The sequence below is a fragment of the Pseudomonas sp. R9.37 genome, from assembly GCF_963878885.1.
Lineage (GTDB): Bacteria > Pseudomonadota > Gammaproteobacteria > Pseudomonadales > Pseudomonadaceae > Aquipseudomonas.
On the sequence record NZ_CAWNZA010000016.1, the window covers coordinates 1 to 23,256 of the forward strand.

Sequence of the window (23,256 nt, forward strand, 5' to 3'; positions counted from 1 at the left end):
CGGCGGGCGAAATATGTGGAGACGGGGAAATTGATGGGAGGGGTGGCGGGGGCTTATGGCGCAGGGAAGCTGGGTTCAACAGTAGCCCGTAGCGGCTGTAGGGTTCTTTTGGGCATCGCGGCTAAAGGAAACGGTGCGCTGGCCTGCGCAGTGATCGGCGGCGCTGCGGGCGGGTACGCAGGGGGCAATGCAACGGGAGAATTCGGAGCGTTTCTGGGCGGGAAGATCGAAGAGATCGACGGTGATTTGATCTTTCAGCCAGAGGGGGCTTAAGCATGGACTTTCAACTCATCCTGGCAATCATTTTAGCTGCCGGGACACTGATTTTCGCAGGGCTGACTATATACGCTGAGTACACAAAGCTCGAAGCCCTGGAAAGCTACTTCAGCCAGAACAAAGTGATCTGCGACAACAAACGCTTTTGGGGCAGAAATCAGCATATCGACAGGTTTCATCGCATGCTCGTGATCAATGGCCTGTTGGGAATGCCTAAATTTCACATCAAAAGAGGGGAGGTAACCGAGGCTGAATTGGCGTCCGTGCCCTTGTCCCTCAAGCGTTGGGCGTTGTGGCCGTATCGTTTTGGAATGGTGTGGTTTGCCGGCTGTATGCTTTGGTCCATTTTGTATGGCTGGTAGCCCGGGACGCACGGCGTTCCGGGCTGCGTTCCCACGGGTGCTGGTCACTGGCGTCGTGTCTAAAGGAAACGGTGCGCCGGCCTGCGCAGTGATCGGCGGCGCTGCAGGAGGCAACCTATTCGGCACTGGCGGTGCGTTTCTGGGCGGGAAGATCGGAGAGATCGACGGTGATTTGATCTTTCAACCAGAGGGCGCTTAAACATGGATTTTCAACTCATCCTGGCAATCTTTTTATTTGCAGGGGCGTTTGTTGGCGCGGGACTCACTTTATATGCTGAGTACACAAAGCTCGAAGCCCTGGAAAGCTACTTCAGCCAGAACAAAGTGATCTGCGACAACAAACGCTTTTGGGGCAGAAATAAACACATCGGCAGGTTTCATCGCATGCTCGTGATCAATGGCCTGTTGGCAATGCCTAAATTTCACATCAAAAGAGGGGAGGTAACCGAGGCTGAATTGGCGTCCGTGCCCTTGTCCCTAAAGCGTTGGGCGTTGTGGCCGTATCATTTTGGAATGGTATGGATTGCCGGCTGTATGCTTTGGTCCATTTTGTATGGCTGGTAGCCCGGGACGCACGACGTTCCGGGCTGCATTCCCACGCGGGAGCGTGGGAGCCCTCTCTCAGCGCATATGCAAAATGATCGGGCTGCTGCTCGCCGGGTCCGTATGCCCGCGCAGTTTATTCACCGCCGCGGCATCGACTGCGCCGCCGTTGTTGCCCCACGTACCTCGCACGTAAGTCAGCACCTGCGCGATTTCCTCATCCGACAGCTGCTCCCTGAACGCCGGCATCCGGTAAGCATCCGGCACACCGGCGGTCACGATCCGTTGTGAGCCATTGAGCGTGATGTTGATCGCCGAGGCATTTTCCTTGGCCAGTGCCGAGGTGGCGCCCGCCAGCGGTGGCATCCACTCCGGCTGGCCCTTGCCGTCCAGGCCATGGCAGGACGCGCAACGGGTTGCGTAGGTGTGGGCACCAGGGGCGTCTGCGCGCGCGTTGGCCGCCTGATACTGCCACGGCGAACCGTCCCGCTGCGGGTCGCCAGGCAGGGATTTGAGGTAGCGGGCGATGGCGTTCAAATCTTCATCGCTCATGAATTGCGTCGAGTTGTTGAACGCCTCGGTCATCGAGCCATACACCACTGCATGCTGGTTACGCCCGGTCTTGAGGAACCGCACGATCTCGTCCTCGCTCCAGCGGCCCAGCCCGGTGTTGTGGTCCTGGCGCAAACTCGGTGCATACCAGCCATCGAGCAGAGCGCCCGCCAGGTAGGGCGCGCCGGACTCGTCCAGTGCCTTCTCGTTGAACGCCAGGCCGCGCGGCGTGTGGCAACTGCCGCAGTGCCCCGGGCCTTGGACGATGTAGGCGCCACGGTTCCACAGCGCGTCCTGGGCGGGTTTGGCCGCGTAGGTGGCGTTGGGGGCGAACACGCCGTTCCACAGGGCGATGGGCCAGCGCATGTTCAGCGGCCAGGGAATGCTGCTGTCGATATTGGGCTGATTGGCCGGCTCCACGCCTTGCATGAAAAACGCGTACAGCGCACGCATGTCGTCGTCGCTGAGCTTGGCGTAAGACGGGTAGGGCATGGCCGGGTAAAGCCTGCGCCCGCCCGGCGCGACGCCGTGGCGCACCGCACGGTCGAAGTCGGCCGGGGTGTAGGCGCCAATGCCGGTGTTGCGGTCGGGCGTGATGTTGGTGGCGTGAATCGCGCCCAGCGGCGTGGCCATCTCCAGGCCGCCAGCGAACGGCGCCTTGCCCGGCAAACTGTGGCAGGCCACGCAGTCGCTGACGCGAGCGACGTACTCGCCGCGGCTGACCAGTGCCGGGTCCGCTTTGGCGGCAGGTTGTTGCTCAAAAGGCGAGGCGGGCTCGCGGGTCACGTACCAGGCCAGTACGCCTGCGGCGACCGCGCCGGCCAGCACCAGCCAGCCTGCGGTTCTAGCCAATCGTTGGTTGTTCATGCGCGTTCCTTGTCGGTCAGGCGAAAGTGTATCGGCTCAAAGGCAGGCTACGAATGCGCTGGCCGGTCAGGTGCGCGACTGCATTGGCCACGGCCGGCGCCACTGCAGGTAACGGCGGTTCGCCGATGCCACCCATTTTTTCACCACTCTCGACAATCTTCACGTGCACCTGGGCCATGCGCGACAGCGGCAGGATCGGGTACAGGTCATAGTTGCGCGCCCGTGGTTTGCCGTCCACGTACACCGCCTCCTCCAGCAAGGTTTGCGACAAGCCCAGGGCCACCGCGCCATTTACTTGCGCTTCAACAATCGCCGGGTTGACGATGCTGCCCGGGTCGATGGCTTCCCAGATGTGGTGCACCTTGACCTGGCCGTTTTCGATCGACACTTCGGCGACCACCGCAGCGTGGGAGCCGAACGGTGAGGCCATGGCCACGCCGCGTGCACGGCGGCTGCCGTCCTCTGCGGTGTAGGGGCCACGCTTCCAGCCGCCGGACAACTCGCCCACCGCCTGCAGCAGCGTGGTTAGCCGCGGGTTATCGCGCAGCAAATGCAGGCGCAGCTCGTACGGGTCTTGGCCGCCTTTGTCGGCCAGCTCATCGAGGAAGGCTTCATAGAAGAAGTCATTCAGCGAATTGCCCACCGAGCGCCAGTAGCCGAGCATGGTCGGGCCTTTGACGTAGATCTGCGCAATGCGCTTGTTGGGGATCGCGTAGCTTTTGCCCGACAGCCCTTCGAGGGCCGTCGGGTCGATTTTGTCGCCCTGTTTACCGGCGATGGCTTCGCTGGGGCCTTCGGTGGCACTCACCGCTTCAATGGCTACCGGCAACCCTTGCGCGTCCAGCGCGGCGCGAAACTTGACCACCGCCACCGGGCGCAGCACGTCGCGCAGGAACTCCTCTTCACGGCTCCAGATCAGCTTGACCGGGCGACCGACTGCCTTGGCCAGTGCGATGGCCTGCGGGTAAGGGTTGGCCGAGTCATACAAGAAGTGCCGGCCGAAAAAACCGCCCAGCAGCGGTGAATGCAGAGTGATCTTCGCCGGGTCGAGCCCGGTGCGTTTGGCCATGTCGGCGCGGAACATATCCGGCGCCTGGTTCGGCAGCCACACCTCCAGCGTGCCGTCGGGGTTGAAGCGTGCCAGGGCAGAAGGTGGCTCCAGCTGGGCGTGGTTGACGTACTGGTTATGGTAGGTGGCTTCGACTTTGGTTTTGGCGTTTGCCAGTGCGCCGGCTACATCGCCTTCGTTCTCGTCGTCACGCGCCGGGCCTTGCTGGGCGGCGAGGAAGTCGCGGTACTTGTCGCTGGAAAAATCCGCCGGCATCGCGCGTACGGTCGAATCTGCAGCGGCTTCCAGCCATTCCACCTGGATCGCCTCCACCGCGCGCTTGGCGTGCCACCAGCGCTCGGCCACCACGGCCACGGCGCCGGGCAGTTGATGCACCGAGTGCACGCCCTTCATGGCTTCGACCTGTGCCTGGTTACGCAGGCTGCCCACGGTCATGCCCAGGCGAGGCGCGTGCTGGACGGCGGCGTGGAGCATGCCGTCGACTTTCAAGTCGATGCTGTATTGCGCCTTGCCGGTGGATTTGTCGTAGGCATCCAGGCGTTTGACCGGCTTGCCGATCCAGCGGAACTGGCTCGGGTCGCGCAGGGTGATGGTGGCTGGGTCGGGCACCGGCATGTCCAGGGCGCGCCCGGCCAGCTCACCGTAGCCCAGCGAGCGGCCGGAGGCGGCATGCACCACGCGGCCGGGTGTTGTGGTCAATTGCGCGACCGGCACGCCAAGCTGCTCGGCGCCGGCCTGCAGCAGCATCGCGCGGGCCAGGGCGCCGAGGCGTCGCATGGTCGGGTAACTCATGCGCACCGACATGCTGCCGCCGGTGATGCGCATGCCGTTTTCCATCACCACATACGCATCGCCGGGCGGCGCGGCCTCGACAATGAAGGTGGCGGGGTCGGCGTCCAGCTCTTCACCGACAATCTGCGCCATGGCGGTGTGAGTGCCCTGGCCGCCTTCCATGAAGGGGCTGAGCAACCGCACGGTGCCATCAGGGCGAATCTCTAAAAACGCCGGCACCTGGGTGCCGCGTTCTGCTGCGTTGGGCGTGGCGGCGTAGGCCCTGGGCGTGCCCAGCGGCAGGCCGAAGCCAATGACCAGCGCGCCCACGGCGGTGCTGGCCAGAAAGCGGCGCCGGGACAGGTTGATCGGTTCGCCCAATGGCGTATCAGGGAGGGCGTTGCGCGTGTTCATCAGGCGCTCTCCTGCCGGGCAGGCTGAACGGCCAGGTCATGCACCGCCGTGCGAATGGCGTTATAGGTGCCGCAGCGGCACAGGTTGATCATCGCCGCTTCAATCTGCGCATCGCTGGGCGCCGGGGTGTGCTTGAGCAGCGCAGTGGCGGCCATCACCTGCCCGGACTGGCAGTAACCGCATTGCGCCACTTGATGCTCGACCCAGGCCGCGACCACGCGCTTGCCCACGTCATCGGCTTCGATCGCCTCGATGGTGGTGATCTCGTGGCCAACCACACCCGCCACTGGCGTGACGCACGAGCGCACCACGTTGCCGTCCACCAGCACCGAGCAGGCGCCGCACTGGGCCAGGCCGCAGCCGTATTTGGTGCCGGTCAGCCCCAGGTCATCACGGATCACCCAGAGCAGCGGCGTATCGGCGTCTGCATCGACCTCGTAGGATTTCTGGTTGATACGTAATTGCATGGTTCACCTGCTGATCATCGGTTGGTGTGGCTTTTTTTATAAGTTGCCCATCGTTGCACTCTAGACCACGGCGCAACAGCTATCGATCCCGTCATCGACAACTCGGAGGATCAGGCAAGAATTCGACAGGATTGCACCACTGCGCGTGCTTTTAGCCTGTAGGCCTTTGCTGATCCACGCCGGCGCGCTGCACTTTTTTTCATTCTTCTGATCTATCCCTGTCACGACCGCGCTCATTCTGCGCGTGGACAGCAGCCAGACCCGGTGCCGATGGATCGAACGTCAATTGCTTTTATCACCCGCTGGCCGCTGCTGATCGCAGCGGTGTTTATGCTCTGTGCCACCGGCTGCAGCCAGCAACAGGGCCGCGATATCGCCAGGCAGTTCAGCGATGGCAAGCCCGATGAGTTTTTTCAGACCAGCGTCGACCGCATGGCAACCTTGAGCATGCGCGACAACCTGCAAAGCCTGTACGTGCTGATGAACAAGCTCTACCTGCGCAACCCCAACCAGTGGCGCCAATCGGGTTATACCGATGCGGTGAGTGCCGCACGGGAAATTCGCCGCGCCATCGAGAACCGGCAACCGCTGCCTGCCCTGGGGGACCGTCGTGACCTGGTGGCCTTGAGCTATTCGCTGAGCCCGGACTTTCGCGGCGACCGGGTCGGGGCGTTTATCTATGCCATTGGCAGCATGCTGGTGACTGCACACGGTGGGCGCACGCAGTTTTATGTCACCGACTCGATCAACCCGCAATTTGTCAGCAATGCCGCGCGCAATATCGAGAAAGCCACCTGGCTGCTCAGCCAGCGCCAGGACGCCAATGGCGTGTTGCTGTTGTTCTCCAATGAAATCTCGGAGGAGGGCAGCAACCTCAGTTTCGCCGTTGAGTTCGGCAAAGTGGTTGCGCGCCTCGACCTGCTCGCGCAGATGCTTGATGAGCGTTACCGGCGCGTTGCCCTCAATTACGCGCAGAGCTTGCTGCTGATGAATTTTTTGCCCGTGCAGTGATGTGTGGACCGATCTTGCAGTGCGGCATTTCCCTTTCATATGTGGGAAACGGCCTATCTTGCCCCCCTTTGCTTGAAACATACCCACGGTCGGCAATAGCCTCGGACTTTTCTTGACGATGAGTGCCTACCTTGGGAAAGCGCAAAACGGTTTGGCCTACTGATCGCGAAGTCCGCCTGCGATTTATCCTGTTTGCCGTGATCGACGTGGCAAGTGCTCAAGGCGTCCCCGCCGACGTGCTATTGCCCGCCCACAAACTGCTGCGCGACGCACCGACAGAGGCGCAGTTGCGTGAAGCGCTCGCAAGTGTTCTGGCGTGTGACGAAATGCTTGGGTTCAGGTTTCCACAGGGCACGGAGGCGGATGATTTGCTGCGCTTGCTGGCGCCGACGGCCGATGAGACCCCTGCGGGGTTTATTTGAAGCGGGTTAGATCGTTTATTTCCTTACGATTGGTCTCAAGAGCGTAATCGCATATCTACAGCGACGTTTATCTGCCTATACAAGAGGTCAGCGGCGTCGCGACGTCGCTGGCTCTGTTATCGCAGCGTGCGCAGCTGTTCTGGTCAACTAAGCTTGTCCCCGAACAGCCAATCCTGCTGCTCTGCTGCCGTCTTGCGCCGCTGCCCGGCGTCTCTAGAATCGGCGCCAGAACTTAGCCATTTCCTGTCGATTACGGAGTTTCGAACATGATGAATGCAATGCAGATGCCGATGAACACCTCCATGCCAATGATGCCGATGATGATGGGCATGCCGATGATGATGGCCACCATGCACTGCGAAATGGCCGGCGACGCCATGATGTGCACCATGAAGCCCGCAGCCGGTATGGACATGGCTCAGTTCAAGACTAACGCCGAGATGATGGCGATGATGATGAACTGCGGCATGCCGATGATGATGCAGTGCGCCAACCTGTCGATGATGTGCCTGTCGGCCGACGCCATGAAGATGAACATGGAAATGCCGAACATGATGCCGATGATGGCCATGGGCATGTCGATGCCGATGATGAAGTGCATGATGGAATGCACCCTGATGGGCGACAGCCTGCAGTGCAAAATGATGCCGATGCCGGGCATGAGCATGGCCATGATGGAAAACTGCTGCATGCTGATGAACAAGCTGATGAATGACTGCGCCATGCCGATGATGATGAGCTGCAATGGCATGCCGATGATGTGCTGCACCTGCTGATAGCACCCGCAGACTAAAAAACGCCCCGATGATTCGGGGCGTTTTGCATTCAGTCCAGGCGTTCCGGGTAGGTGATCACTAAAAACGCCACCGCCTCGCTGTCCGCCGGGTTGCGGTAGCGGTGGGGCTGGTCGGCGTAGAACAGGATCGAATCGCCGGTGGAGAGCAGGTAGCGTTCTTCATTGACGCTGACTTCCAGCACGCCCTGTGCCACCACCAGGTTTTCCTGGATGCCCGGGCCATGGCCTGCGCAGACTTCCTCGCCGAGGGCGCGCAGGCGGATCTCGTAGAATTCGGACTGGCGGGCGGTGTCGTAGGGGAACAACGCGCGGCTGACAAACGCACCATCGGCACTCACCAGGCGCTTGCTCTGCTGCGCCGGCAACACCTCGACGCCTTCAAAGGCGCGGTCTTCCAGAAAGGCCGCCACTGACACCTTCAACCCCTTGGCAATTTTGCACAGCACCTTGATCGACGGCACGCTGCGGCCCGATTCGATCTGCGCCAGCATTGCCCGGCTGACGCCGCAGGCGCGCGCCAGCCCGTCCAGCGACAGGTGGCGTTTGCTGCGCAGGCGCTGCAGGTTCTGCGCAACACACAGGCTGGTGTCGTCGTCATCGGTGCCAGGTTTTGGAAGCGGTTCGGGTGACTCGGCAAGTACCTGCAGAAAATTCATCGGCCTTACGCCCGGCGCGTATCACTGGAGGGCGTCGCCTGGGCGGTCAACACGGCAAGCCCGGCACGTGCCGCGTACATCGCCCACATCAGCTCGGCCGCTGCACGCGCCTGGCGGCGCTTACGGTGGAGGGTGAAGTCGATGACGGTGGCAGATGTTTGCATGGGCGCGATCTCTTGGGGCCGGGGTGATTCACGTAGGTGACTCAGTGGCTCCACAGTACTGCGTGGCGGTTATTTCCTTAAATACTGAGTTTGCATGTGTTAATTCGATTTTGGACTTAACCAATACAAGCAGTCCGAACCTGTTGTGGGAAGGGTCTGGTCCGTTAATAAGGCGTGACTCGGTAAGCCTGCGTGGCTTCCCACCCCTGTTCGCGTGCTCGGCCCCGGCCTGTCTCGCCCCTACATTCCAAGGATCTGTCCATGCTGTTGCGCCAACCTCCGCTCCTTTTTGCCGCCTTGACCCTCAGTTCGCTGGCGCAGGCCGACGCCCTGCAATTGGCACCGGTCGAGGTCACCAGCAGCGAGGTCAGCGCAGGCGAAGTGGCCCAGGCGCAACTCAAAAGCGTGCCCGGTGGCACCAACTACATCGACATGAGCAGCGTGCAGCAGGGCCGGGTCAGCACCAATGAAGACGTGTTCAAGTACCAGGCCGGGGTGTACGCCAAGGCGGCCAACAATGAAGGCGTGAAGCTTTCGATACGCGGTTCGGGCTTGAACCGCAGCCCCGGTTCGCACGCCTCCGGCCTGTATGAAATGTTCGACGGTTTGCCGCTGACCGGCCCGGGCGGCACGCCCTACGAACTCAAGGACCCACTGTGGCAAAGCCGCGTCGAAGTGCTGCGCGGCGCCAATGGCTTTGACCAGGGCGCGCTGGCCTTGGGCGGGTCGGTGAATTACGTCACCCGCACGGGTTACGACGCACCCAACCTGCAAGTGCGTTATGAAGCAGGCAGTCGCGGTTATGCCCAGCGCGAGATCAGCTCCGGTCAGGTGCTGGGCGATGCCGACTATTACATCAGCCTCACCGACTCCGAATCCGATGGCTACCAGCACCAGAGCGCCGGTACCGGCAAGGGCATCGCCGCCAACTTCGGCTACCGTTTCAACCCGGACCTGGAAACGCGCTTCTATTTTCGCTACCGCGAAACCACCAATGACACCCCCGGCAAGCTGACGCGTGACCAGATCAGCCACGATCCAACGGCCGCCAACAGCCTCAACGCCGCCCGCGATTCCAAGCGTTTGCAGCCGGGTTCGACCTGGATCGCCAACAAAACCACCTTGCAGTTGGATGACAATTCCCGCGTTGAAGTCGGGCTGGCCTATCACGACTATCCGATGGACTTGCGCGAGGGCACCAATCGCCTGAAAGTCGCCTACACCGACGTCAGTGGCACGCTCAATTACATCCGCCAGGACCTGCTGTTCGGCCACGACAGCAAGACCACGATAGGGCTGCGCAGCACCCAGGCGATGCCGAATAACGGTGCTTCGGAATACGTGCGCACGCCTGCCGGCAACACGGCTATATACGCGCCCGGCACCAAGACCCGCGACTACAGCTATCTCGGCGCTGACACCGTGCTGCATGTCGGCAACGACTTGGAACTGGTTCCGGACCTATGGCTGACCACCGGCCTGGCCGCGATCTACACCCGCCGCGAAACCCAGGTCACTTATCCCGAAGGTCAGGCGCCGTTGAGCCAGCACGACTGGGATTACGCCCCGCGTATCGGCCTGCGCTATGACTTCACCGCGCAATTGCAGGTGTATGGCAACCTGAGTCGCTCGGTTGAGCCACCGCATGCGTGGTCGATGATCTGGGGTTCCAATAAATACTTTCCCAGCGGCAGCGGCCCGGCCACCGGCTTGCAGCGTGAAGGCGTGAGCCTGCGCAACCAGACCGCTACCACTGTGGAAGTCGGTGGCCGTGGCGAACAGTGGTTTGGCCAGTGGGACCTGGCGCTGTACCGCTCAGAAGTGCGTCACGAACTGCTCACCGTCGAAACTCAAGCGCAAACCGCCACCACCAACGCGATTGTCGCCGAGGCCAACGCCAGCCCCACCGTGCACCAGGGTGTGGAACTGAGCCTGCTCAGCCCGCTGTGGGAGGGCGGCGGCAATGGCCAGTTGGCCTTGCGCCAAACCTACACGTTCAGTGACTTCCACTACCGCGACGATGACCGCTTCGGCGACAACACCCTGCCGGGCATCCCCAAGCACTACTACCAGGCGCAGTTGCGCTACAGCCATCCGACGGGGTTCTACACCAGCCTCAACACCGAGCATTCCTCGCGTGTGGCGGTGGACTACGCCAATTCCTACTACGCGGCGGCCTACACCACCCTCGGCGCCACCTTCGGCTACGACGCGCCGAAGCAGGACTGGCAAGCATGGGTCGATGTGCGCAACCTCACCAACCGGCGCTACGCCAATACGGTCACCCCGGGTTATGACGACAAAGGCCTGGATGTGGCGCGGTCCACGCCGGCAGACGGGCGAGGCATTTTTACCGGCGTGTCGTGGAGTTGGCGTTAAGCAACCGTGTGGGGAGCAGACTTACTGTGAAGCGCGGGTTTACCGTGGAGCGCGGGTTTGTTGACGGCGGGCGGGCCTGTTGTGGCGAGCGGGCTTGCCCCGCGTTGGGCTGCGCAGCAGCCCCAAAACCAGCTAATGCGTTCTAACTGTAAAAAACGCGGTGACCTTACTGGGGCCGCTACGCGCCCCAACGCGGGGCAAGCCCGCTCGCCACAACAATCCCATTGGCCACAACAAGCCCAGTCGCCACAACAAGCCCGCTCGCCACAACTACCAGCATGGAAGCCCGAAAAGCAGCAGACCTGAGCCCCCTTGCCCTCATACCGTTTTGCTGGCATTGTTCGCGCAATTGGTAATATTTCCCATTTGAGAAGTTTTTGCGCATGCATGACATTCCGGCCGCGCCGGGCGATGGCGCCCGTCAGCAGACCCTCACGGCAATGTACCGCGAGCACCACGGCTGGTTGCACGGCTGGCTGCGCAAAAAACTCGGGTGTTCGCAGCACGCCGCGGACCTCGCCCACGACGCGTTCATCCGCGTCCTGATGCTGGCCGAACCCCACAACATCAAGGAACCGCGGGCTTTTCTGGCCACCACCGCCGGGCGTTTGCTGATTGATGGTGCGCGGCGCCGCCGCATCGAAAGGGCCTATACGCAAGCCCTGGTGATTCAGTGCGAAGACGCCGGCATGCCCGATCCGGCGGCAATCCACGTGGCGTTGCAGGCGCTGGAACGCATCGCCGAGATGCTCGCCGGCTTGCCCGCCAAGACCCGCGAAGCCTTTCTGTTAAGCCGCCTCGACGGGCTGACTTACAGCGAAATCGCCAGCTGCCTGGACGTGTCGCCCAGTACCGTCAAAAATTACATTTCCACGGCGCTGGTGCATTGCTACCACAGCCTGCACGCGGCGGACCCGCTGTCGTGAGCACTGAACACATCATCCAGCAAGCGGCGAACTGGTTGACGCGCCTGCACGACGAAGACGTCAGCGACGCCGACCGTCAGGCCTTCAACACCTGGTGCCAGGCCGACCCGCGCCATGCCGTCGCCATCGACCGCATGCGTGCGCTGTGGGGCAATTTCGACGCCGTGCCCGCGCGCCCGGCGCGCATCGCCCTCAACCGTGCTTTCGCCCCACAACGCTCGCGGGGTGCGCAGGTGCTGGGTTTACTCGGCGTATTACTCTGCGGCTGGGTCGGTGTGGAGCGCGCGCCAGTGTGGATGGCCGACCAGCGCACCGGTGTCGGCGAACGCCGTCAGGTCGCGCTCGAGGACGGCAGCCGCTTGCAGCTCAACAGCAACTCGGCCGTGGACGTGAAATTCGACGGGCACCAACGCGTGATTCAGTTGCTGCAAGGCGAGCTATGGGTCGAGGTGGCCAAGGATGCGCAACGGCCATTCGTGGTGCGCACCGATCAAGGCACGGCCACCGCCCTGGGCACCCGCTACCTGGTCAAGCGCGCCGCGGACGGCACCACCGTGGTCACGGTGATCGAGTCCAGCGTGGCGGTCAAAGGCGAGGGCGCAGAAGGCGTCAAGGTCGCAGCCGGCCAGCGCACGGTGCTTGCCCATGGCCGCGCCCAGTCGCCGCAGGCGATTGGCAACACCGACCCGGACGCCTGGACGCGTGGCCTGCTCAAAGTCAATGACCAGCCCTTGAGCGAGGTGCTGCAAACCCTCGCCAACTACCGCCATGGCCTGGTGCGGTTTGACCCACAGGCCCTGCAAAACCTGCGGGTGTCCGGCGTGTTCAAGCTCGACGACACCGCGGCGGCGCTCGCGGCATTGGCCGACAACCTGCCGATCAAGGTGGAGTACTTCACGGACTTGCTGGTGGTGGTCAAGCCGCGTTAAGTCAAGGCTCATGTTGGCGCAGGCGCTTGTACAGCGTGTTGCGACTGACGCCCAACTCCCGCGCCAGGTGGGAAATATTGCCGCCAGCGGCCTTCAAGCGTTGCGTGAGGTCGATGCCATCTTCCACATCCTCGCTGGCAGGCAACGGCGCTGGCACGTTCAAATCCACAAAAAAATCATCCGGCAGATGCTCGGGGCGCACCGGCTGCTCCTCGGCCATGGCCAGTGCTACCTGCAACACGCTGCTGACCTGGCGCAAATTGCCCGGCCACGGGTGTTGCTCGAACAACGCCAGCACCTCGGCACTCAGCCCGGCCCATTGAGTTGGCTCGCGGTGCTGCTGCCACAACTGCTGGAACAACGCCTGCTTGTCGGTGCGCTCGCGCAACGGCGGCAGCTCCAGGGTCAGGCCGCCGATGCGGTAGTACAAATCCTCGCGAAAGCGCCCGGCCTGCACCCATTCGCGCAACGCGCGGTTGGTGGCGGAGATGATCCGCAAGTCCACCGGGAACAGCTCGCTGCTGCCCACCGGCTGCACGCAGCGCTCCTGCAGCACCCGCAGCAAACGGGCCTGGGTCGGCAGCGGCATGTCGCCGATCTCATCCAGAAACAACGTGCCTTTGTCCGCCTTGCGAATCAGGCCGATGCTGCCTTTTTGATTGGCGCCGGTGAAGGCGCCTTTTTCATAGCCAAACAACTCTGACTCGACCAACTCCGCCGGAATCGCCGCACAGTTCACCGCGATAAACGCCTGCGCGCTGCGCGAGCTGGCCTGGTGCAGGGCTTTGACGAACACCTCTTTGCCGACGCCGGTTTCGCCGTGGATCAGCAACGGAATGTCTTTTTCCAGCAGACGCTCGGCCTGGCGCACGGCTTTTTCCACACGCGCATCGCCAAAGTGCAGGGTCTTGAGGTTGATCGCGGTCGGCTTCAGCTCGGCAGGCTTGCCCGGCTTGGGCTCACTGAAGACCCGCGCCTGCACCGGCATCTTCTTGGGCCGCTTCAATAAACACTGAAACCGGTTGCGTCCCGCCGCCTGCAGCGAGAACGGCAAGCCTTCCGGCTGGTTCAACAACTCCAGCAACGAGACCTTGAACAAACTGTCGATCAGCACCCGCGACAAACTGATGCCCAGCAAATTGTCCGCCCGGCGGTTGGCCGACAGCACTTGCCCGCTCTCATCAAAAATCAGCAGGCCGGCCCACTGACTGTCGAGGTTGTTCAGGCCGGTGTTGAAGGTCAGCTGAAAATGCTCGCCGCGAAACAGGTTGAGGATCAGCCGATTTTCCACGGTCTGGCTCATCATCTTGACCATGCCCAGGGTGTGGGAGGGCGGCAGATAGCTGTCGCTGGACACATCCAGCACCGCGATGATTTCGCGCTGGGCATCGAAGATCGGCGCCGCCGAGCCGGTCATGAAGCGGTTGGCCTTGAGGAAGTGTTCGTCGTGCTCGATATGCACCGCCTGGGCACAGGCCAGTGCGGTGCCGATGGCATTGGTGCCGCTGCTGCGCTCCCTCCAGCTGGCACCGGCGCTGAAACCGCGCGCCAGTTTCGGCTCGATAAAGCGCTGGGTGCCCCACGAGGTCAAGACCTGGCCCTGATTGTCGGCCAGCATGATCAGGCAGTTGGAGTTGCTCAGGATGTTTTCGTAATAGGGCAGCACTTCCTGGTGAGTGGTCTGCACCAGCGAATGCTGGCTTTCCAGCAATTGGCTGATGCCCTCGGCGGGCAGTTGGTCGAAGCTGGGCGTGCTCTGGTGATCCAGGCCAAACGCGCGGCAGCGGCGCCAGGAATCCTGGATGAGGGTGTCGTGAGCCAAGGGTTCGGCCATGGGGGCGACCTTCTTTTTTATTGTTATGGGCGTGCACAATCGGGCTGAAGAAACAGGGCCGAAATGTGGGAGCGGGCTTGCTCGCGAATGCGGTGGGTCAGCCAATACCGATGCCGACTGTTCTACCGCATTCGCGAGCAAGCCCGCTCCCACCTTGAATCTGTGTCGCCCATCAATTGTTGTTCAGAACTGTTCATTGTCAACCCGCCCGTTGTTCAGTTGTTCAGCCCCAATTGTTCACTTCTGTTGATGCCTGAACAGCCGATCGGGTCCATGTCCTTACAGATCAATCACCTGCCAGTTCTGGCACGAAACTCGCTCTGGGCTCTGGTCGAACGTATTGCCAGATTCATTCCAATAATAAAAAAGGGCGTGTCATGTCATTGACCCTGGAACATGTCTCCCGCGTCGTCGAAGGCCAGACCTGGATCGACGACGCCAACCTGCGTTTCGAAGCCGGTTCCTTCAATGTCTTGCTGGGCCGCACCCTGTCCGGCAAGACCAGCCTGATGCGCCTGATGGCCGGCCTGGACAAGCCCGACAGCGGCCGCATCCTGATGAACGGCGTAGACGTCACGCACAAGCCGGTGCGCCTGCGCAACGTGTCGATGGTCTATCAGCAGTTCATCAATTACCCGACCATGACCGTGTTCGAAAACATCGCCTCGCCGTTGCGCCAGACCGGTGTGTCCAACGAGCTGATCCAGAGCAAGGTGCTCGAAACCGCGAAAATGCTGCGCATCGAGAAATTCCTCCAGCGCCATCCGTTGGAGTTGTCCGGTGGCCAGCAGCAACGCACGGCCATGGCCCGCGCGCTGGTCAAAGACGCCGAGTTGATCCTGTTCGATGAGCCGCTGGTGAACCTGGACTACAAACTGCGCGAAGAACTGCGTCAGGAAATGCGCGAGCTGTTCAAGGCCCGCCACACCATCGCCATCTACGCCACCACCGAACCCAACGAAGCCCTGGCCCTTGGCGGCACCACCACGATTCTGCATGAGGGCCGGGTGATCCAGAGTGGCAAGGCTGCCGAGGTGTACCACCAGCCGCAGACCGTGCTGGCTGCCGAATTGTTTTCCGAGCCGCCGATCAACCTGATGCCGGGGCGTATCAGCGGCAATGAAGTCAGCTTCGCCAATTTTGTGCACTTCCCGCTCAACGTCGACCTGCGCCCCATCGGCGAGGGCGAGTTCCGCTTTGGCGTGCGCCCCAGCCATATCAGCCTGGTGCCGAGTAACGACGATGACCTGGAACTGGCCGTGACCGTGGAAGTGGCCGAAATCAGCGGCTCGGAAACCTTCCTGCACGTGCGCAGTGAGCATTTCCTTCTGGTGCTGCACCTGCCGGGCGTGCACGAGTACGACGTCGATGCGCCGATCCGCGTGTACATCCCCACCCATAAACTGTTTGTGTTCGATGGCCAGGGCCGCTTGGTCCAGGCCCCCGGGCGCCGCGTAGCGAGGGTTGCCTGATGGCCGAGATCCATTTGCAGAACCTCGCGCACAGCTACAACCCTACACCCGCCGGCCCTGAAGACTACGCGATTCGGGAAATGAACCACGTGTGGGAGCAGGGCGGTGCCTACGCTTTGCTCGGGCCTTCCGGGTGCGGCAAGTCGACCTTGCTGAATATCATCTCTGGCCTGCTCAACCCTTCGGAGGGCCAGGTGCTGTTCGACCACAAGGTGGTCAACGAACTCACCCCGGAACGCCGCAATATCGCCCAGGTGTTCCAGTTCCCTGTGGTGTACGACACCATGACGGTGTTCGACAACCTGGCCTTTCCGCTGCGCAACCAGGGCATGCCCGAGGCGAAAATTCACAGCAAGGTGCAGGAAATTGCCGAAGTCCTCGACCTGCAAACCCTGTTGAACAAAAAGGCGCGCAACCTTACTGCCGATGAAAAGCAGAAGGTCTCCATGGGCCGTGGCCTGGTGCGTGACGACGTGTCGGCAATCCTGTTCGACGAGCCGCTGACGGTGATCGACCCGCACCTGAAGTGGAAACTGCGGCGCAAGCTCAAGCAGATCCACGAGCAGTTCAATATCACCATGGTCTACGTGACCCACGACCAGCTTGAAGCCTCGACCTTTGCCGACAAAATCGCGGTGATGTACGGCGGGCAGATCGTGCAATTCGGCACCCCGCGCGAGTTGTTTGAGCGGCCGAGCCACACGTTCGTCGGCTATTTCATTGGCAGCCCCGGCATGAACCTGATTGAAGTGCAGGCCGAGGCGGGCGGCGTGCGTTTTGCCGGCACGCTGCTGCCGTTGCCCGAGGCGATGCAGCAGCGCATCCGCGAGACCGATTGCCAGAAGCTGCAGGTGGGGATCCGCCCGGAATTTATCCACGTGTGGGACGAGTACAACCCTGACGCGCTGCAGGCCGACGTCACCCATGTCGAAGACCTTGGCACCTACAAGATCATGACCCTCAACCTTGACGGCGCGCCGTTGAAAGTACGCCTGGCCGAAGACAAACCGGTGCCCCAGGGCAGCGCCTCGATCAGCTTCCCGGCGCAGTGGCTGATGGTCTACGCCAATGATTACCTGCTGGAGGTGCAGCCATGAACAAGGTGCAGAACAACAAGGCCTGGTGGCTGGTGTTGCCGGTGTTTCTGTTGGTGGCGTTCAGTGCGGTGATCCCGATGATGACCGTGGTCAACTACTCGGTGCAGGATATTTTCGACCAGTCCAGCCGCTACTTTGTCGGCGCCGACTGGTATAAGCAGGTGCTGCTCGACCCGCGCTTGCATGACTCCTTGCTGCGCCAGTTCATCTACTCGGCCTGCGTGCTGCTGATCGAAATCCCGCTGGGTATCGCCATCGCCCTGACCATGCCGACCAAAGGCCGCTGGTCGTCGCTGGTGCTGATCATTCTGGCGATTCCGCTGCTGATTCCGTGGAACGTGGTGGGCACCATCTGGCAGATCTTCGGCCGTGCCGACATCGGTTTGCTCGGTTCAACCCTCAACGCCATGGGCATCAACTACAACTACGCGGCCAACACCATGGACGCCTGGGTCACGGTGCTGGTGATGGACGTGTGGCACTGGACCTCGCTGGTGGCGTTGCTGTGTTACTCGGGGCTGCGGGCGATTCCGGACGTGTACTACCAGGCCGCGCGGATTGATCGGGCATCGGCCTGGGCGGTGTTCCGACATATCCAGTTGCCGAAGCTGAAAAGCGTGCTGCTGATCGCGGTGATGCTGCGGTTCATGGACAGCTTCATGATCTACACCGAGCCCTTCGTGCTCACGGGCGGCGGGCCGGGTAACGCCACCACCTTCCTCAGTCAGACGCTGACCCAGATGGCTGTCGGCCAATTCGACCTGGGCCCGGCGGCGGCGTTTTCCCTGGTGTATTTCCTGATCATTTTGTTGGTGTCCTGGCTGTTCTACACCGCCATGACCCACTCCGACGCCAACCGCTGAGGCCGCCAGCATGAGCAAACGCAAGCTGATACCGCTGCTGATCTACATCCTGTTCCTGCTGGTGCCGATCTACTGGCTGCTGAACATGTCCTTCAAGAGCAACACCGAAATCCTCGGCGGGCTGACCCTGTTTCCGCAGGCTTTCACCCTGGCCAACTACAAAGTGATCTTCACCGACCCGAGCTGGTACACCGGCTATATCAACTCACTGTATTACGTGAGCCTGAACACGGTGATTTCCCTGAGCGTGGCGCTGCCGGCGGCCTACGCCTTCTCACGCTACCGCTTCCTGGGCGACAAGCACCTGTTCTTCTGGCTGCTGACCAACCGCATGGCACCGCCGGCGGTGTTTTTGCTGCCGTTTTTCCAGCTGTATTCGTCCATCGGCCTGTTCGACACGCACATCGCCGTGGCCCTGGCGCATTGCCTGTTCAACGTGCCGTTGGCGGTGTGGATTCTGGAAGGCTTCATGTCCGGCGTGCCCAAGGAAATCGACGAAACCGCCTACATCGACGGCTACAGCTTTCCCAAGTTTTTCGTGAAGATTTTTATCCCGCTGATCGGCTCCGGCATCGGGGTAACCGCGTTTTTCTGCTTCATGTTTTCCTGGGTCGAGCTGTTGCTGGCGCGCACGCTGACCTCGGTCAACGCCAAGCCCATCGCGGCGGTGATGACCCGCACGGTCTCGGCTTCGGGTATCGATTGGGGCGTGCTGGCGGCGGCGGGGGTGTTGACCATCCTGCCCGGCATGCTGGTGATCTGGTTTGTTCGCAACCACGTGGCCAAGGGCTTTGCCCTGGGCCGGGTCTGAGGAGTCGATGATGGAATGGATGGCCTGGACCACTCCCACCGCGTTGTTCTTTGCGGCCATTGGCGTGCTGCTGGTGGGCATGACCACCTGGGAACTGCGCTCGCCGAGCATCCCTCGGCGCGGTTTTTTACCGATCAGCACCACCCGTGGTGATCGCCTGTTTATCGGTCTTCTCGGCAGCGCCTACCTGCATTTACTGGTAATCGGCGTTACCGACTGGAGCATCTGGGTGGCGTCCGCGCTGTCCCTGGTATGGCTGTTGAGTGTGATGCGTTGGGGCTAGTGCCCTTGTGAATAAACCACCAGGAGGTCTCTATGTTGAATAAAAACAATAAGCTGCGACATAGCATTTCATTGGCCGCCGTACTGGCCCTCAGCGGTTTGAGCGCCACGGCCTGGGCCGATGCGTATGAAGACGCGGCGAAAAAATGGATCGGCAGCGAGTTCAAACCGTCAACCCTCACCCAAGACCAGCAGCTCGAAGAGTTGAAGTGGTTTATCAAGGCGGCAGAACCGTTTCGTGGGATGAAGATCAATGTGGTGTCGGAAACCCTCACCACCCACGAGTACGAATCCAAGGTGCTGGCCAAGGCCTTCAGCGAAATCACCGGCATCAAGCTGACCCACGACCTGCTGCAGGAAGGCGACGTAGTGGAAAAGCTGCAAACCCAGATGCAGTCCGACAAGAACATCTATGACGGCTGGGTCAACGATTCCGACTTGATCGGCACGCACTTTCGCTATGGCAAGACAGAGTCGATCACTGACCTGATGGCCAACGAAGGCAAGGACTTCACCTCGCCGACCCTGGACATCAAGGACTTTATCGGCATCTCGTTCACCACCGCGCCGGACGGCAAAATTTACCAACTGCCCGACCAGCAGTTCGCCAACCTCTACTGGTTCCGCGCCGACTGGTTCGAGCGGCCGGAGCTGAAAGCCAAGTTCAAGGAAAAATACGGCTACGACCTCGGCGTACCGGTGAACTGGTCGGCCTATGAAGACATCGCCAAATTCTTCAGTGAAGACGTCAAGGAAATCGACGGCAAACGTATTTATGGGCACATGGACTACGGCAAAAAAGACCCGTCACTGGGCTGGCGTTTCACCGATGCCTGGTTCTCCATGGCCGGCGGCGGCGACAAGGGCCTGCCCAACGGCTTGCCGGTGGACGAGTGGGGCATTCGCGTGGAGGACTGCCACCCGGTGGGCTCCAGCGTGACCCGCGGCGGCGACACCAACGGCCCGGCCGCGGTGTACGCGACGCAGAAATACGTGGACTGGATGAAAGCCTATGCGCCACCCGAAGCGGCGGGCATGACCTTCTCCGAATCCGGGCCGGTGCCGTCCCAGGGCAACATCGCCCAGCAGATCTTCTGGTACACCGCGTTTACCGCCGACATGACCAAGCCTGGCCTGCCGGTGGTGAATGCCGACGGCACGCCGAAATGGCGCATGGCCCCATCGCCGGTCGGACCTTATTGGGAAAAGGGCATGAAGAAGGGCTATCAGGACGTGGGCTCCTGGACTTTCCTCAAGTCGACGCCTGAGAAGCAGAAACTCGCGGCCTGGCTCTACGCGCAGTTCGTGACCTCGAAAACCGTCTCGCTGAAAAAAACCATTGTTGGCCTGACGCCGATTCGTGAGTCCGACATCAACTCCCAGGCCATGACCGACCTGGCGCCCAAACTCGGTGGCCTGGTGGAGTTCTACCGCAGCCCGGCACGGGTCGAGTGGACCCCGACCGGCACCAACGTGCCGGACTACCCGCGCCTGGCGCAACTGTGGTGGAGCAACATCGCCGCTGCCGCCAGCGGCGAGAAAACCCCGCAGCAGGCGCTGGACAACCTGGCCAAGGAGCAGGACGCGATCATGACGCGCCTGGAACGCTCCAACGTGCAGCCGATATGCGGCCCGAAAATGAACCCCGAGCGTGATGCCCAATACTGGTTCGACCAGCCCGGCGCGCCGAAGCCGAAACTGGCCAATGAGAAACCCAAAGGCGAAACCGTGAGCTACAACGACCTGCTCAAGTCGTGGGAGGCAGCGCGTAAGTAACACAGCATCCGTGGCAAGCGGGCCTACGTGGCGAGCGGGCTTGCCCCGCGCTGGGTTGCGAAGCAGCCCCAAAACCTGACGACCGAGTACTGTCTGGATGAACTCGGCGTCTTGATTGGGGCTGCTGCGCAGCCCAGCGCGGGGCAAGCCCGCTCGCCACATCAAGCCCGCTCTTCACAATGGGCCGTTCAGCACACTGATTTTGTGCCTACTGACACCCCCTGTTTGCCGCCAAAATCCGCGCCGTGTCCCGCGCGGGCGGCAGCCCGAACACCCGCGCATAGTCGCGGCTGAACTGGGTCGCGCTTTCGTACCCCACCGCAAACGCCGCGCCGGTCACACTGCTCGCCGTGGCCAGCATCAGCGTGCGCGCCTGCAGCAAGCGCACGCGCTTCTGATACTGCAACGGGCTCAGGTTGGTCACCGCCTTGAAGTGGCGATGAAACGCCGAAACGCTCATCGCCGCCTTGTGTGCCAGCGCCTCCACGCGAATCGGTTCGGCAAAATCCTGGCGAATCCATTGGATGGCCTGGTTGACTCGCGCCATGGCAGTGTCCGGCGCGGCGATGTCGCGCAACATCCAGCCATGGGGGCCTTGCAGTACGTGGAAGAGAATCTCCCGTTCGTAAGCAGGCGCCAGTGCCGCAATCGCTACCGGGTCGCCCATCAGGCGCAGCATGCGCACCCACGCGTCCATCAATGCCGGCGTTACCGTCGCCACCGAGAAGCCGGCTTCCTGCGCACGGCGTGCAGTGGGCGCAGGCAGGTCGTTGAGCAGGGTGGTCAGCAGCGTCGGGTCCAGGCTCAGGCTGACCGCCAGGTAGGGCTCGCCGCTGCTCGCCGGGTGCACTTTGCCCACGGCCGGCAACTCGATGGACATCACAAAGTATGTCGCCGGGTCGTAGTGCAGCGTGCGGTCGCCCACGGTCATGCTTTTACTGCCCTGCAGGATCAGGTTGATCATTGGCTCATACACCGCCGCCAGCCGGTGTTCCGGGATCGCGCCCTGAACCATCGCCACACGCGGGATACCGGTCTCGGTGCGGCGGTTTTCGGCCTTGGCGGCCAGGACGCGCAGTTCGATCAATTGATTATTCATAGCCGCCATGCTGTGCCTTCCTGCGAACCGCGCGCAAGCAAAAAGCAGAAACAGGCAAGATTGGAGTAGGAACGGCTGCGCTGACGGGGAGGGCGATGGCTACTGTAGCCACTCAATTTTTCACGCGTGGAGCAGCTCATGAGCGTCATCGTAATCACCGGAGGCAGTCGTGGGATTGGTGCCAGTACCGCCGAGCTGTGTGCCCGTCAGGGCCATGGCGTGATCCTCACCTACCATCACCATCCTGAAGCGGCGCACGCAGTGGTGCAGCGCATTGAGTCCGCCGGCGGCAAAGCCGTTGCCTTGGCGTTGGACGTGGCAGACGTCAGCGTTTTCGCGGCATTTCGTGAGACGGTGCTGCATACGTTGCAGGCCACCTGGGGTACCCAGCGCCTCAGCGGGCTGGTGAACAACGCCGGCTACGGCCTGTTCAGCCCTTTCGAATCGGTGAGCGAGGCGCAGTTCGACGGCCTGTTCAACGTGCACCTCAAGGGCCCGTTTTTTCTCACCCAAACCCTGTTGTCGTTGCTGGAGGACCACGCCAGTATCGTCAACCTCACCAGTGCCACCACCCGCGTGGCCACGGCGGGCGTTGCGCCTTATGCCGCCTTCAAGGGCGGCCTGGACGTACTCACTCGCTACATGGCCAAGGAGTTCGGCGAGCGCCGCATCCGCGCCAATGCGGTGTCCCCCGGCGCGATCCGCACCGAGCTTGGGGGCGGCTTGAACGATGAGTTCGAAGCCCAGTTGGCTGCGCAAACCGCCCTCGGCCGAGTTGGCGAACCCCAAGACGTGGCACGGGTCATCGCCATGCTGCTGTCGCAGGAAGGCCGTTGGATCAATGCACAGACCCTTGAGGTCGCGGGTGGCTACATCATTTGAATTGTGAGGTCACACATGCTGGATCATCTGTTTATCTCGGTCAGCGACATCCGCCGCTCGGTCCGTTTCTATGAAGGGGCGTTGGCGCCGCTGGGCATCACCACACGGTTTGACTACGACGGCAAGGACGGTCCCCCCGGCCATCCCGACCTCAAGGGCTTTGGTGCCAACGGGCGGATGTTCTTCTGGCTGCGCGAAGGCGTGGTCGACGGGCGTGCGGTGCATGTAGGCTTTGTCGCCAATAGCTGTCAGGAGGTCGAAAAGGCCTACGCGGCTGCACTGGAACACGGCGCCACCGACAACGGCGCACCCGGTGCGCGCATGCACTACGACCCCAACTACTACGCCGCCAACGTGGTCGACCCGGACGGGTACAGCCTGGAGTTCGTCTACAAGAACTGGCAGCACGTTTGATAGCCCCTGGCGCCTCTCGGGCGGTGCCGGATAACCGCTGATCCGCAGCCTCGCAATGCCGATTGAATTTTCCCCACAGCCGGATGCTCTGCACTTTAGAAGCGCGCGTTTTGAGCGCTCTT

General features: G+C 61.8%; 23 protein-coding genes and 1 pseudogene. 17 read left to right on the top strand and 7 right to left on the bottom strand.

Annotation, left to right across the window (positions count from 1 at the left end; translation table 11 throughout):
• The 3 genes and pseudogenes from AACU78_RS11395 to AACU78_RS11405 form a co-directional block, all read left to right on the top strand.
• Positions 1-273, top strand: a pseudogene (locus AACU78_RS11395) (hypothetical protein); the annotation flags it as partial.
• Between the two features lie 2 nt (positions 274-275).
• Positions 276-638, top strand: coding sequence for a hypothetical protein (locus AACU78_RS11400; protein ID WP_106580610.1), 363 nt, complete (start codon positions 276-278; stop codon positions 636-638).
• Positions 639-839: 201 nt separating this feature from the next.
• Complete coding sequence (locus AACU78_RS11405) at positions 840-1,202, top strand: hypothetical protein (RefSeq protein WP_106580612.1); 363 nt, start codon at positions 840-842, stop codon at positions 1,200-1,202.
• 57 nt (positions 1,203-1,259) lie between these two features.
• On the opposite strand, the gene AACU78_RS11410 is transcribed toward AACU78_RS11405, so the two are convergent.
• Genes AACU78_RS11410 through AACU78_RS11420 form a run of 3 tightly spaced genes read right to left on the bottom strand, consistent with a single transcriptional unit; the run spans position 1,260 to position 5,321 of the window.
• Positions 1,260-2,600, bottom strand: a complete 1,341-nt coding sequence (locus tag AACU78_RS11410; RefSeq protein WP_106580613.1) for a c-type cytochrome — start codon at positions 2,598-2,600, stop codon at positions 1,260-1,262.
• A 16-nt stretch (positions 2,601-2,616) separates the two neighbouring features.
• Positions 2,617-4,854, bottom strand: a complete 2,238-nt coding sequence (locus AACU78_RS11415; protein WP_106580614.1) for a xanthine dehydrogenase family protein molybdopterin-binding subunit — start codon at positions 4,852-4,854, stop codon at positions 2,617-2,619.
• On the bottom strand, positions 4,854-5,321 hold the full coding sequence (locus tag AACU78_RS11420; RefSeq protein ID WP_106580615.1) for a (2Fe-2S)-binding protein: 468 nt from the start codon (positions 5,319-5,321) through the stop codon (positions 4,854-4,856). Before AACU78_RS11420 ends, AACU78_RS11415 begins: the two co-directional genes overlap by 1 nt.
• Before the next feature lie 270 nt (positions 5,322-5,591).
• On the opposite strand from AACU78_RS11420, the gene AACU78_RS11425 reads away from it, so the two are divergent.
• From AACU78_RS11425 to AACU78_RS11435, 3 genes are all read left to right on the top strand, one after another.
• On the top strand, positions 5,592-6,332 hold the full coding sequence (locus tag AACU78_RS11425) for a hypothetical protein (protein ID WP_106580616.1): 741 nt from the start codon (positions 5,592-5,594) through the stop codon (positions 6,330-6,332).
• A gap of 131 nt (positions 6,333-6,463) precedes the next feature.
• Complete coding sequence (locus AACU78_RS11430) at positions 6,464-6,754, top strand: hypothetical protein (protein ID WP_106580617.1); 291 nt, start codon at positions 6,464-6,466, stop codon at positions 6,752-6,754.
• Between the two features lie 266 nt (positions 6,755-7,020).
• A complete protein-coding gene (locus AACU78_RS11435; RefSeq protein ID WP_177410146.1) occupies positions 7,021-7,530 on the top strand; it encodes a hypothetical protein in 510 nt (169 codons plus the stop codon).
• Between the two features lie 49 nt (positions 7,531-7,579).
• On the opposite strand, the gene AACU78_RS11440 is transcribed toward AACU78_RS11435, so the two are convergent.
• On the bottom strand, positions 7,580-8,206 hold the full coding sequence (locus AACU78_RS11440) for a helix-turn-helix domain-containing protein (RefSeq protein WP_106580618.1): 627 nt from the start codon (positions 8,204-8,206) through the stop codon (positions 7,580-7,582).
• Positions 8,207-8,211: 5 nt separating this feature from the next.
• On the bottom strand, positions 8,212-8,370 hold the full coding sequence (locus AACU78_RS11445) for a hypothetical protein (RefSeq protein WP_164487920.1): 159 nt from the start codon (positions 8,368-8,370) through the stop codon (positions 8,212-8,214).
• 261 nt (positions 8,371-8,631) lie between these two features.
• Between AACU78_RS11445 and AACU78_RS11450 the strand changes: the two genes are divergently transcribed.
• The 3 genes from AACU78_RS11450 to AACU78_RS11460 all read left to right on the top strand — a co-directional run bounded on the left by AACU78_RS11450 (position 8,632) and on the right by AACU78_RS11460 (position 12,604).
• Positions 8,632-10,749, top strand: a complete 2,118-nt coding sequence (locus AACU78_RS11450) for a TonB-dependent receptor family protein (RefSeq protein ID WP_106580619.1) — start codon at positions 8,632-8,634, stop codon at positions 10,747-10,749.
• 383 nt (positions 10,750-11,132) lie between these two features.
• Entirely contained in the window at positions 11,133-11,675 is a 543-nt protein-coding gene (locus AACU78_RS11455) for a sigma-70 family RNA polymerase sigma factor (protein WP_106580620.1), read from the top strand.
• A complete protein-coding gene (locus AACU78_RS11460) occupies positions 11,672-12,604 on the top strand; it encodes a FecR family protein (RefSeq protein ID WP_106580621.1) in 933 nt (310 codons plus the stop codon). Before AACU78_RS11455 ends, AACU78_RS11460 begins: the two co-directional genes overlap by 4 nt.
• Before the next feature lies 1 nt (position 12,605).
• Here the strand turns inward: AACU78_RS11460 and AACU78_RS11465 are convergent, their stop codons facing one another.
• The gene (locus AACU78_RS11465) at positions 12,606-14,438 is read right to left on the bottom strand and encodes a sigma-54-dependent Fis family transcriptional regulator (protein ID WP_106580622.1); all 1,833 of its coding nucleotides are present in this window, start codon (positions 14,436-14,438) and stop codon (positions 12,606-12,608) included.
• A gap of 377 nt (positions 14,439-14,815) precedes the next feature.
• Here AACU78_RS11465 and AACU78_RS11470 point away from each other — a divergent pair, with 377 nt between their 5' ends.
• Genes AACU78_RS11470 through AACU78_RS11495 form a run of 6 tightly spaced genes read left to right on the top strand, consistent with a single transcriptional unit; the run spans position 14,816 to position 20,739 of the window.
• On the top strand, positions 14,816-15,910 hold the full coding sequence (locus AACU78_RS11470) for an ABC transporter ATP-binding protein (RefSeq protein ID WP_106580624.1): 1,095 nt from the start codon (positions 14,816-14,818) through the stop codon (positions 15,908-15,910).
• Complete coding sequence (locus tag AACU78_RS11475; RefSeq protein ID WP_106580625.1) at positions 15,910-17,007, top strand: ABC transporter ATP-binding protein; 1,098 nt, start codon at positions 15,910-15,912, stop codon at positions 17,005-17,007. Before AACU78_RS11470 ends, AACU78_RS11475 begins: the two co-directional genes overlap by 1 nt.
• Positions 17,004-17,870, top strand: coding sequence for a carbohydrate ABC transporter permease (locus AACU78_RS11480; protein ID WP_106580626.1), 867 nt, complete (start codon positions 17,004-17,006; stop codon positions 17,868-17,870). Before AACU78_RS11475 ends, AACU78_RS11480 begins: the two co-directional genes overlap by 4 nt.
• 10 nt (positions 17,871-17,880) lie before the next feature.
• The gene (locus AACU78_RS11485) at positions 17,881-18,681 is read left to right on the top strand and encodes a carbohydrate ABC transporter permease (RefSeq protein ID WP_106580627.1); all 801 of its coding nucleotides are present in this window, start codon (positions 17,881-17,883) and stop codon (positions 18,679-18,681) included.
• A 10-nt stretch (positions 18,682-18,691) separates the two neighbouring features.
• Complete coding sequence (locus AACU78_RS11490; protein ID WP_106580628.1) at positions 18,692-18,964, top strand: DUF2160 domain-containing protein; 273 nt, start codon at positions 18,692-18,694, stop codon at positions 18,962-18,964.
• Between the two features lie 32 nt (positions 18,965-18,996).
• Positions 18,997-20,739: an ABC transporter substrate-binding protein gene (locus tag AACU78_RS11495; protein WP_106580629.1), complete on the top strand. Its 1,743-nt coding sequence runs from the start codon at positions 18,997-18,999 to the stop codon at positions 20,737-20,739.
• Positions 20,740-20,947: 208 nt separating this feature from the next.
• On the opposite strand, the gene AACU78_RS11500 is transcribed toward AACU78_RS11495, so the two are convergent.
• Positions 20,948-21,838: an AraC family transcriptional regulator gene (locus AACU78_RS11500; RefSeq protein WP_106580653.1), complete on the bottom strand. Its 891-nt coding sequence runs from the start codon at positions 21,836-21,838 to the stop codon at positions 20,948-20,950.
• A gap of 138 nt (positions 21,839-21,976) precedes the next feature.
• Here AACU78_RS11500 and AACU78_RS11505 point away from each other — a divergent pair, with 138 nt between their 5' ends.
• Positions 21,977-22,720, top strand: coding sequence for an SDR family NAD(P)-dependent oxidoreductase (locus AACU78_RS11505; protein WP_106580630.1), 744 nt, complete (start codon positions 21,977-21,979; stop codon positions 22,718-22,720).
• Positions 22,721-22,735: 15 nt separating this feature from the next.
• Positions 22,736-23,134, top strand: coding sequence for a VOC family protein (locus tag AACU78_RS11510; RefSeq protein ID WP_106580631.1), 399 nt, complete (start codon positions 22,736-22,738; stop codon positions 23,132-23,134).
• Positions 23,135-23,256: the final 122 nt, after the last annotated feature.

Bases quoted from the DNA above. Each gene is read 5' to 3' on its own strand.
- AACU78_RS11405 (WP_106580612.1), top strand. From the start codon at position 840: ATGGATTTTCAACTCATCCTGGCAATCTTTTTATTTGCAGGGGCGTTT.
- AACU78_RS11510 (WP_106580631.1), top strand. From the start codon at position 22,736: ATGCTGGATCATCTGTTTATCTCGGTCAGCGACATCCGCCGCTCGGTC.
- AACU78_RS11410 (WP_106580613.1), bottom strand. From the start codon at position 2,600: ATGAACAACCAACGATTGGCTAGAACCGCAGGCTGGCTGGTGCTGGCC.
- AACU78_RS11485 (WP_106580627.1), top strand. From the start codon at position 17,881: ATGAGCAAACGCAAGCTGATACCGCTGCTGATCTACATCCTGTTCCTG.
- AACU78_RS11490 (WP_106580628.1), top strand. From the start codon at position 18,692: ATGGAATGGATGGCCTGGACCACTCCCACCGCGTTGTTCTTTGCGGCC.
- AACU78_RS11495 (WP_106580629.1), top strand. From the start codon at position 18,997: ATGTTGAATAAAAACAATAAGCTGCGACATAGCATTTCATTGGCCGCC.
- AACU78_RS11480 (WP_106580626.1), top strand. From the start codon at position 17,004: ATGAACAAGGTGCAGAACAACAAGGCCTGGTGGCTGGTGTTGCCGGTG.
- AACU78_RS11470 (WP_106580624.1), top strand. From the start codon at position 14,816: ATGTCATTGACCCTGGAACATGTCTCCCGCGTCGTCGAAGGCCAGACC.
- AACU78_RS11425 (WP_106580616.1), top strand. From the start codon at position 5,592: ATGGATCGAACGTCAATTGCTTTTATCACCCGCTGGCCGCTGCTGATC.
- AACU78_RS11420 (WP_106580615.1), bottom strand. From the start codon at position 5,321: ATGCAATTACGTATCAACCAGAAATCCTACGAGGTCGATGCAGACGCC.
- AACU78_RS11455 (WP_106580620.1), top strand. From the start codon at position 11,133: ATGCATGACATTCCGGCCGCGCCGGGCGATGGCGCCCGTCAGCAGACC.
- AACU78_RS11465 (WP_106580622.1), bottom strand. From the start codon at position 14,438: ATGGCCGAACCCTTGGCTCACGACACCCTCATCCAGGATTCCTGGCGC.
- AACU78_RS11400 (WP_106580610.1), top strand. From the start codon at position 276: ATGGACTTTCAACTCATCCTGGCAATCATTTTAGCTGCCGGGACACTG.
- AACU78_RS11505 (WP_106580630.1), top strand. From the start codon at position 21,977: ATGAGCGTCATCGTAATCACCGGAGGCAGTCGTGGGATTGGTGCCAGT.
- AACU78_RS11500 (WP_106580653.1), bottom strand. From the start codon at position 21,838: ATGAATAATCAATTGATCGAACTGCGCGTCCTGGCCGCCAAGGCCGAA.
- AACU78_RS11435 (WP_177410146.1), top strand. From the start codon at position 7,021: ATGATGAATGCAATGCAGATGCCGATGAACACCTCCATGCCAATGATG.
- AACU78_RS11440 (WP_106580618.1), bottom strand. From the start codon at position 8,206: ATGAATTTTCTGCAGGTACTTGCCGAGTCACCCGAACCGCTTCCAAAA.
- AACU78_RS11415 (WP_106580614.1), bottom strand. From the start codon at position 4,854: ATGAACACGCGCAACGCCCTCCCTGATACGCCATTGGGCGAACCGATC.
- AACU78_RS11475 (WP_106580625.1), top strand. From the start codon at position 15,910: ATGGCCGAGATCCATTTGCAGAACCTCGCGCACAGCTACAACCCTACA.
- AACU78_RS11445 (WP_164487920.1), bottom strand. From the start codon at position 8,370: ATGCAAACATCTGCCACCGTCATCGACTTCACCCTCCACCGTAAGCGC.
- AACU78_RS11450 (WP_106580619.1), top strand. From the start codon at position 8,632: ATGCTGTTGCGCCAACCTCCGCTCCTTTTTGCCGCCTTGACCCTCAGT.